Here is a 7784-nt window from a genome sequence, read left to right on the forward strand (position 1 = left end):
TGGCGTCGGTTCCGGTCGAGAATTCCGGTTCCTCCCACGCGCAGGCGCGCGGTTCCCTCCCAAATTCACGCCCTCCACCCGGTTGTCACGGCCCCGCCAGGCCGCAGGACGGGCTTTGCCCTTACCTGCTCTGCCCTTCGGAATGCATGGGCATTCCAAAGATCAGAACAGGAAGGCCCGCCCATTGGCGGAAAGGGGAGCAGACCCGGACCGCGTCACGCAAGGAGGGTCACAAATGACCGCAGAGAAGTTTGACGTTTATTCCCATGTTACGAACCAGATCATCGCGCAGATCGAGGCGGGAACGCCGCCCTGGCGCAAGCCGTGGACCGGTAGCGGTGCATCGGTCAGCTTGCCGGAACGGTTCAACGGCGAAGCCTATCGGGGCATCAACATCCTGATGCTTTGGGCCACGGCGATGGCCAAGGATTACAGCTCAGCTCGCTGGATGACGTTCAATCAGGCCAAGCAGCTTGGGGGCCACGTCCGCAAGGGCGAGAAATCCGCCACGGTCGTGAAATACGGCACCGTAGAGCGCGAAGACGAGAACGGCGAGGAACGCCAGATCCCCTATGCCAAGGCCTACCGCGTGTTCAACGCCGACCAGATCGAGGGTTTGCCCGCTGAATTCTACATCCTGCCCGATCCGCCCCGTGATCTTGGCACAGTCGCCGACCCCGCGCTGGAGGCGTTCTTTGCCGCGACCGGCGCTCAGATCGACACGACCGAGGAGCCGCGCGCTTACTACAACATCAAGACCGACCGCATCCACATGCCGCCCGCTGGCACGTTCTATCGGGCGGCTGGGTATTTTGGCACCTTGGCCCATGAGACAATTCACTGGACAGGCGCGACAAAGCGGCTGGACCGTTTGGGCCGGTTCAACGACCGCAAGGCCTATGCGTTCGAGGAGCTGGTCGCGGAGATCGGCAACTGCATGCTTTGTGCACAGATCGGGGTGGAGCCTGAATTCGACCAGAGCGCAGCCTATGTCGAAGGATGGCTGGAGGCGATGAAAGAAGACAGCCGCGCGATTTTTCGCGCCGCGTCAGAGGCGCAGAAGGCCGTGGACTATATCATGGAGCGCACCGCGCAGGCCGACCGGATGGCCGCCGAGTAACAGCCGCACCGCCGCAATGATCGAGGCCCCCGTCAGCAGGCGGGGGCCTTTCTGCGTTGTGGCGTGAACCTGGTTGAGGGCGGTTTCAGGGTGACCTGTTGGCGGGCAACCTGAAGGCCGCCCGCAGACAGGCCCGGCGCTTCGCGCGGACGGGCATGGGATGCCCGGAGGCGACGCATCTGGATATCTCAGTTGCCATATCAACAGAGGTCTGTCGCCGGGACGACGCAGGCAGATTCTACGTGCTGAATCTGGTGGATGACGGAAGACAGTCTCGATTGTTGTCGTTTGGTGCAGTATTTGCACGGCATGATAGCCAGCAAAACATATGAGAAGCTGATTCCTCGCCACGAACGCGAGGCACTGGAGCAGGCGCTTGGAATGGATTCGGGATATGTCCTGGATTTCAGCGACCGCACCTTCAATGACTTCTTTTATGAAACGATTGCTATTGACCCAGAAGACCAGTCGCAGCTCTTTAACGGTCGTGGAACGTCAAAGGCAAAGAGACTGCGTTCGTTTATTGAACGTGCCCAACCGGCGCTTGTGGCGAAGATATTGCGCGAAATGTGGGAATATCGGGAGGCAATAGGGTTTGCGCCATCTGTGCCGAACGAGGGTAAGCTGAAGGAGTCTTATTTTTCCATTGTTGCCCGTATCGAGGGGCGTGCGGACGCCATTGACACATCTGCAATCGAGACGTTCGAGCCGAATGAAACGCTGGAAGAGCTTGTTGCTTCAATACGCCGCGATCTGGACGCGAACAAGCCACAGGCAGCTCTGGACCGCCTTCACACATATTGCATGAAGCGCTTTGCGTCTCTTGTCCGCAAACATAGTGGCGGAGAGTGCGGCAAGGACGATGCGCTTCACGCACGGGTGGCTAAATACGTAAAGATTCTGCGCGAGCAGCAGAACCTGAATCCGATTTCAGAACGTATTGTGAAAAGCTCCATCAGTGTTTTTGAAGCGATGAATCCGGTCCGCAACGACCAGTCGTTCGCGCACGACAATCGCGACCTAGTGCAGATGGAAGAAGCCCGTTTCGTGTTTGATAGCGTGACCGCGTTCCTGCGCTTTTCCAAAGCTATCGACGGAAGGTTCTTCGAGGATTGACGCGGATCAGGTGCGGCGAGTCATAAGGCGGATCGCGGCTTCCTGCGGTCCCCATCGAAACGAGAACGTGTCTGACACATCAAACCAGCCGTTGCCGTCACCTGCCCCGTGATTTGCGCCCATGCACGAACACTGACAGTCATGCCCAACTGCATTGCGACAGGCCGGTGCGCACTTCTCCATTTCTCGAAATGGCTGAACGACATAGACCCGACCATAGCGATCCAACGCACCATCTACGAAGCGGTTGAGCCAGCTCAGGGGAAGTTTCCAGGATTTTTCCATATGTGCAAAGCGGATTGTTGGCCTGCGGTTGCCCGTCGCCAAGCCCGTGAGCCATTGGCGATTGTCAGCGCGATACGGCAGACGGGCCGTCAGCTTGTCGCCTTTCAGGCCAGAGCGAACGATTATTGGTATATCAGGCTGCGTCCACTGGCGGCGGATCGAGGGAGGAATGTTTGATGTGTCCAAGAGTGCGCCTTCCATAATGAATATTGGTTTGCAAACACATGGCTAACCTACGCTTTCCAGAAGCGCGATTTCGTCTTCGGTCAGGTCGAACAGATCATAGACGATGCTGTCTATCTGGGCTTCAGCCTGGGCGATTTCGGCTGTCAGGCGGGCGATTTCGGCGCGGTCGCGGTTGATCCAGTCTTCCCAGTCGGAGCGATCGGCCAGCGGGATGTCGGCCTTGAACACCTTCTTCACTTCAGCGCGGAAGGCGGCGAAGTCGGGCAGGGTCCACCATTCCTTGAGCTTGTTGGTCAGCTTAGGTTCGCGTCCAGGCGGGCAGAGGTCTGGTAGGCGGCGCGTGAGAGCGGTTTGGAGTGCTAGGCGTTTTTGGGCCGCTGTCTGGCAACTGTTGGTTAGGCCCTCAAGGTCGGTTTTCTGCTCAGCTGAGATTTTTGGTATCACGGCCTGCTCGACAAACTGAGAGTGCATTTGATGGAAACCACCACGAACAGGAACACTGTTTCCGGTGATCGTGAACCAGGCCACTTTGGAGTTCAGGAAAGCTGCGAGCCAGGCGTCGTCTGAACCGATAAAGTAGCATTTGTTGTTCGTAAAATGCCCGTCTTCCAACTGGAACTGTGGCACATTACAAAATTCAGGGTAGAGCACCTTTGCGCCCTCAAAGTAAGGCAAGTAGGCCTCCTGCGCCTGTTGGAGCTCGAACCATTCCTGCTTGGTGGCCCGCTTTTCCAGCTGATCCTTGAATGGCAGTAGCCAATCCCGAATGGCCGGATAATCGTCAATGTTGATCCGGTTTTTAGGGATGTAGATCAGCCACAGGCCGCGCGGCTCGGCACGCCAGCGTTTCAGGTCCTTGCCTTCGAGGAAGGGTTTCAGCAGATCGGCAGACTTTGGGTCCTGGGCGCAGAGACGCTCCTTGGTCGCGTTGTCGATCACAAAGGCAGCGTTCAGGCCGGTCTTGATGCCGTAGAGCGGTGATCCATAGACTTCCTTTAGGGTCTTCCTGCCCTTCTTGATCTTGTCCCGCAGAGCGCGAAGGGCGGGGTTTTCTAGCTCCCATGATCCGGCCCCCAGAGCAGTTTGCGGATACGGGCCGGCGGCAGCTTCCCAAGTGGCGAGGAAGTTATTGTCTGGCAGGGCATCTACTTTCCAGAAGCGCAGCTCATGCCCCTTGGGCGCGACCCCGCGTTTCATGGTAAGTATCGCCGGGTAGGTGGTCACGCCTTCGAAGACTTGCAGGTCGCCAAAATCGACTACGCTTTCAATGGTTGCCTCTTTCAGAAGGTATTCGCGCAGGGGCTTGCCCGAGCCGGTCTTGAAGAAGGTGTTCGAGGAAATGTAGCCCAAGCGCCCGCCTGGCTTCAGCAAGCGCAGGCCACGCTCGTAGAAATAGCAGTAGAGATCGGCCCGGTCGGACACGACCTCATAGCGCTTTTCCAGATAGGGTTTCAGCAGCTTCAGAAATTCCATCCGCACATAGGGCGGGTTGCCCAGGACCACGTCAAAGCCGCCTTCGGCAAAGACACCGGGGAAGGCGGTTTCCCAGGTGAAAGCGTGATCGAGATAGGCAAAGTTGCTGTCCTCGATCAGGCTGTCGCCGACGCGGATGCTGCCCGATAGGCTGTCCAGAACCTTGCCGCGCCGTGCGGTCTTGATCCAGAGAGACAGCTTGGTGATCTCGATACTTTCCTCGTTCACGTCCACGCCGAAGAGGTTGTCGGTCAGAATTTCGCTGTCAGGGACATAGTCGAGCAGATCGCCAAAATGTTCGGCCTTGGGCAGCAGGTCTTTGATCTTGTCGTTCACGCGGGTCAGTTCGGCCTTCATGAAGTCGAAGGCCATGATCAGGAACACACCGGAGCCACAGGCGGGATCAACAATGCGCAAGGACTTCAGGCGATCGCGATAGGCTTGCCAGGCTTCCAGCTCGGCCGACTTTTTCCGCCAGGGGATGTTTTCGTAGTCGGTGACATCCGCGCCCTTCTTGGCGTGAGCGCGTAAGGTGTCGTCAAAAATTTCCCGCAGATGTGTGCCGAGGGTTTCGGCCACGATGAAGCGCGCAATGTAATCAGGGGTATAGACCACCCCATCACGCTTGCGCCGTCCGCTTGTGCCAGTGGTTTTCTCGGGCTCTTCCTCTTCACCGCGGGCGATCGCTTGCAGGCGTTCCACGTCCGCGATGGACTGTTCGAAGATATGGCCGAGGACCGTGACCGAGACTTCGGAGGCGAAGTCATACTCGCCCAGGGTTTTGAACCCTTCACAGATGTCATCGGGGAGGTTCAGCCCGTTGATCACCGCGTCTTCGCGGAACAGGCCACCGTTGTAGCGCGGGATTTTCAGCTCGTTATTGCCCACGTCGATGGCGCGGAACAGCCCCTTGAAATTGTCCCAGACGGGGCGAGGGTTGTAAGGGTCGCGCGCGACGAAGGCGTTTTCCAGCGTGTTGTCTGGCAGCAGGCCAGTGTCTTCGGCAAAGGCGATGAACAACACCCGATCGAGGATCTTCTGCGCGAGGGCAATCGCATCGAGAGGCGCGATCGCGGCATCGGCCTTCTGGACGGCGCTCAGGAGCTTGAGGCGCAGGTCCTTGTAGTCCTGATACAGGCTGTCGGTGATGTCCTTGTCTTCGCGGCGGCTTTCTTTCAGCAGATCAGCCGTGCGGCCAGACAGCAGGTTTACCGCTGACAAGAGCAGCATGAAGCGCGCGTACTCTTCCGGGTCTGTCAGCTGGTCGAGGCGGAATTCCTCATAGGCTGAGGTGCCTTCCCCGAAGCCGTAGAAGCGCAGCTCGATCATGTTCGAGACCAGCACCCATTTCACGCCGCGCGCGTTCATGGCGTATTCCCACGCCTGTTGAACGGGGCTCTTGTTCCGGCCCGGCATGATTGCATCGAGGTCGCGGGTATCTGCGCCCTTCAGCTCGAATGGTGCCACGATGTCAGGCGTCTTGCCGCCAAAGCGGCCAAGCGCCAGATCGACGCTGCCGCGCAGAATATTTTGTTCGGTTGAGACGTTGTAATCTGCCCCGCCAGCCGGGCCGTGGTAGCCGAGAACACCTTCAACGATCTTGGAGGCGAACTGCCCATGCAGGGCGTTTTCCTTCAGGCGTTCAATCCGGCCCGAGCTGATCAACTCTGCCCAGGCTTCTAGCGCAGCCAGGTGGTCTGACGGGATCGGATCAGCTTTGATATGGCGCTTCAGGGTCTTACGGTTGAACAAATTCATGAATTAAAGGGCTTTCTTGATACTGCCCCATGGCAGCGAAACATAGAGATCGCGCATGAGAGCAAAGCGCTCTTCAAAGGGCGGAAGGTCACCAATTTCGAGGGCGAGCGTTTCCCAATCGGCCTGGGCGCGTTGCTTGATTTCCGGGTCATCCATGGACTCTGGCTTGGCCTCGATCCCACGGCTGCGGCATTTCTCGATCAATGTGGTCAAGATGGCTGTTTTGTCAGCGCCGCTGAAATCATGCTCGCCAATCAGAAATGCGATGTCGTAGACATCCTGTCGCCGGTTGCGCTTGCGTACGGGTTGCTGAAGCAACGCACGGAATTTTTCAGCGACAAGCTCATGAATGGTGAACGCACGCACCGCCACACCGGCCCCGTGCAGGTTCAGCTCCTGGAAGGCATAGACCTGATCACGGAAGCTGATCTCGACATCAAGAACCCGGCTTGCCTTGCCGTCCGCCAGCCGGGCCTCTTCACCTGTGCCACGCTTGGCAGAGCCAATGCGGACCCGGAGCGCGGGGAATTCGTGATCTTCGAAGTTCTCTGCGCGCGGCATCTTCTTCACCGATTGCACTCGACAGAGGAGATCGGGGTAGCCGAGCTTGATCGCTGTGCGAGGCAGAACCTCATTCAGTTCGGTGATGATCTTTTCCGTCAGGTCGGCGGGCTCTGCCATCGAGGTGAAATCAACATCCCCGGTGACCCGATTGCTTTTGAAAGCCAGGGCCATGACCGCCCCGCCCTTCAAAACGAGTGTCTTCGATAATGAAGGGGCTAGGCCAATTGCCCCCAAGACAATTTCCGTTACCTGGCGATCTCGATAGAGCGTTGGGTTTGCACGCGCGGTTTCGACCCATGCACGAACATCAACATCGACGATGTCGAATTTTGTATCTTGCGCGTGCGGGTCAGTGTCAGACATTTATTGAAATCATCCAGCGTTCTGAGAATTCAGGGGCGTACTCGGCGTCAGGGTCGAGTTTGCGCGATCCGCCCCGTTGAGCAAACTGCTCCCAGTTGTGCAGCGCCGGATCATCTATGTCCATGACTTCAGACAGAATATAGCCTGCGCGAACTTTTGCGATCTTACTGTCGAGGAGATCAATTGCGGCAATAATTTCGGGCACCCACTGATCCGCCTCATTTTCCCAGACATCGAGAACATGGCGCATGCCCCCACAAAGCTGTGGTTCGGCAAGCATGTCAGCAAAGGTTTGGCCAATTGAAGTGATCCGCGTTTCCTCACCACTCACGGGGGCCGGTGTCCAGGGGTGGCTTGATACATGCACCACGATCGGGCGGCGACGGATCGTATCCTTGAAGCCAGGCCTATTAAGAACGGGCGCTTCAATTTGGTCGAGATCGGGCAGGTCTACATGAAGACGTTTATCCCGGAGCGCATTCCACAGGGGTCTTTTGGGGGTTGTCAGGTGTAGCGCCTGTGGGCTGCGGTCAGTAAGCCCATAGCGCTGCATGGCAGATAGATGCGAGACGTAGGCGAAAGGATCAGCGATGCAGGCGACCTCTTCCGCCGACCCAGCTCTCGTTGATTGCGTCACACGCCACACGCCCGAGCGGAAGTCAGAGTCCATGACAAGCGCCTTCCGTGCCTCAAGGCGCCGTAGCGCATTTTTGGCGCGTGTCTGATCCCAGTCGTGCGGGAGGCGCTTCAACGGCTCGCCGTTCAGCGCCTTTTTGTGAAACAGGTGGTAGCCCAGAACGAAGAAGTCGTAGAAGGTTATGACTGGTAAGTCCTTGTCATTTATAGCTTTTTCGAGACCTTCAGTAAAATTCATCTGCCATCCTTACCCCTATGTCCTAAGGACATAGGGGTAAGGATG

The 7784-nt window shown here is 57.6% G+C and carries 6 protein-coding genes; 2 read left to right on the plus strand and 4 right to left on the minus strand.

Features of this window, described 5'->3' with window-relative positions; all coding sequences use genetic code 11:
• Nucleotides 1-235 precede the first annotated feature (235 nt).
• Both ABJZ52_RS04060 and ABJZ52_RS04065 read left to right on the plus strand, forming a co-directional pair.
• The gene (locus ABJZ52_RS04060; protein WP_348487686.1) at nt 236-1120 is read left to right on the plus strand and encodes a zincin-like metallopeptidase domain-containing protein; all 885 of its coding nucleotides are present in this window, start codon (nt 236-238) and stop codon (nt 1118-1120) included.
• Nucleotides 1121-1378: 258 nt separating this feature from the next.
• Nucleotides 1379-2236 carry an abortive infection family protein gene (locus tag ABJZ52_RS04065; protein ID WP_348487687.1) on the plus strand — a complete coding sequence of 286 codons (858 nt, stop codon included), beginning with the start codon at nt 1379-1381 and terminating at the stop codon, nt 2234-2236.
• A 6-nt stretch (nt 2237-2242) separates the two neighbouring features.
• Here the strand turns inward: ABJZ52_RS04065 and ABJZ52_RS04070 are convergent, their stop codons facing one another.
• Genes ABJZ52_RS04070 through ABJZ52_RS04085 form a run of 4 tightly spaced genes read right to left on the minus strand, consistent with a single transcriptional unit; the run spans nt 2243 to nt 7739 of the window.
• Nucleotides 2243-2707 (minus strand): hypothetical protein, encoded by a 465-nt coding sequence (locus ABJZ52_RS04070; RefSeq protein ID WP_290749372.1) that lies wholly within the window; start codon nt 2705-2707, stop codon nt 2243-2245.
• Between the two features lie 42 nt (nt 2708-2749).
• Nucleotides 2750-5938: an N-6 DNA methylase gene (locus tag ABJZ52_RS04075; protein ID WP_348487688.1), complete on the minus strand. Its 3189-nt coding sequence runs from the start codon at nt 5936-5938 to the stop codon at nt 2750-2752.
• Between the two features lie 3 nt (nt 5939-5941).
• Nucleotides 5942-6865: a nucleotidyl transferase AbiEii/AbiGii toxin family protein gene (locus ABJZ52_RS04080; RefSeq protein WP_348487689.1), complete on the minus strand. Its 924-nt coding sequence runs from the start codon at nt 6863-6865 to the stop codon at nt 5942-5944.
• Entirely contained in the window at nt 6858-7739 is an 882-nt protein-coding gene (locus tag ABJZ52_RS04085) for a hypothetical protein (protein WP_037275345.1), read from the minus strand. The genes ABJZ52_RS04080 and ABJZ52_RS04085 overlap by 8 nt, the downstream gene beginning before the upstream one ends.
• Nucleotides 7740-7784: the final 45 nt, after the last annotated feature.

It is taken from the genome of Roseibium sp., assembly GCF_039982295.1.
In the GTDB taxonomy this organism is placed as follows: domain Bacteria; phylum Pseudomonadota; class Alphaproteobacteria; order Rhizobiales; family Stappiaceae; genus Roseibium.

What these genes read in the sequence shown, in the direction of transcription:
- ABJZ52_RS04060 (WP_348487686.1), top strand. Translation starts at nt 236, where the DNA reads ATGACCGCAGAGAAGTTTGACGTTTATTCCCATGTTACGAACCAGATC.
- ABJZ52_RS04065 (WP_348487687.1), top strand. Translation starts at nt 1,379, where the DNA reads ATGACGGAAGACAGTCTCGATTGTTGTCGTTTGGTGCAGTATTTGCAC.
- ABJZ52_RS04075 (WP_348487688.1), bottom strand. Translation starts at nt 5,938, where the DNA reads ATGAATTTGTTCAACCGTAAGACCCTGAAGCGCCATATCAAAGCTGAT.
- ABJZ52_RS04080 (WP_348487689.1), bottom strand. Translation starts at nt 6,865, where the DNA reads ATGTCTGACACTGACCCGCACGCGCAAGATACAAAATTCGACATCGTC.
- ABJZ52_RS04085 (WP_037275345.1), bottom strand. Translation starts at nt 7,739, where the DNA reads ATGAATTTTACTGAAGGTCTCGAAAAAGCTATAAATGACAAGGACTTA.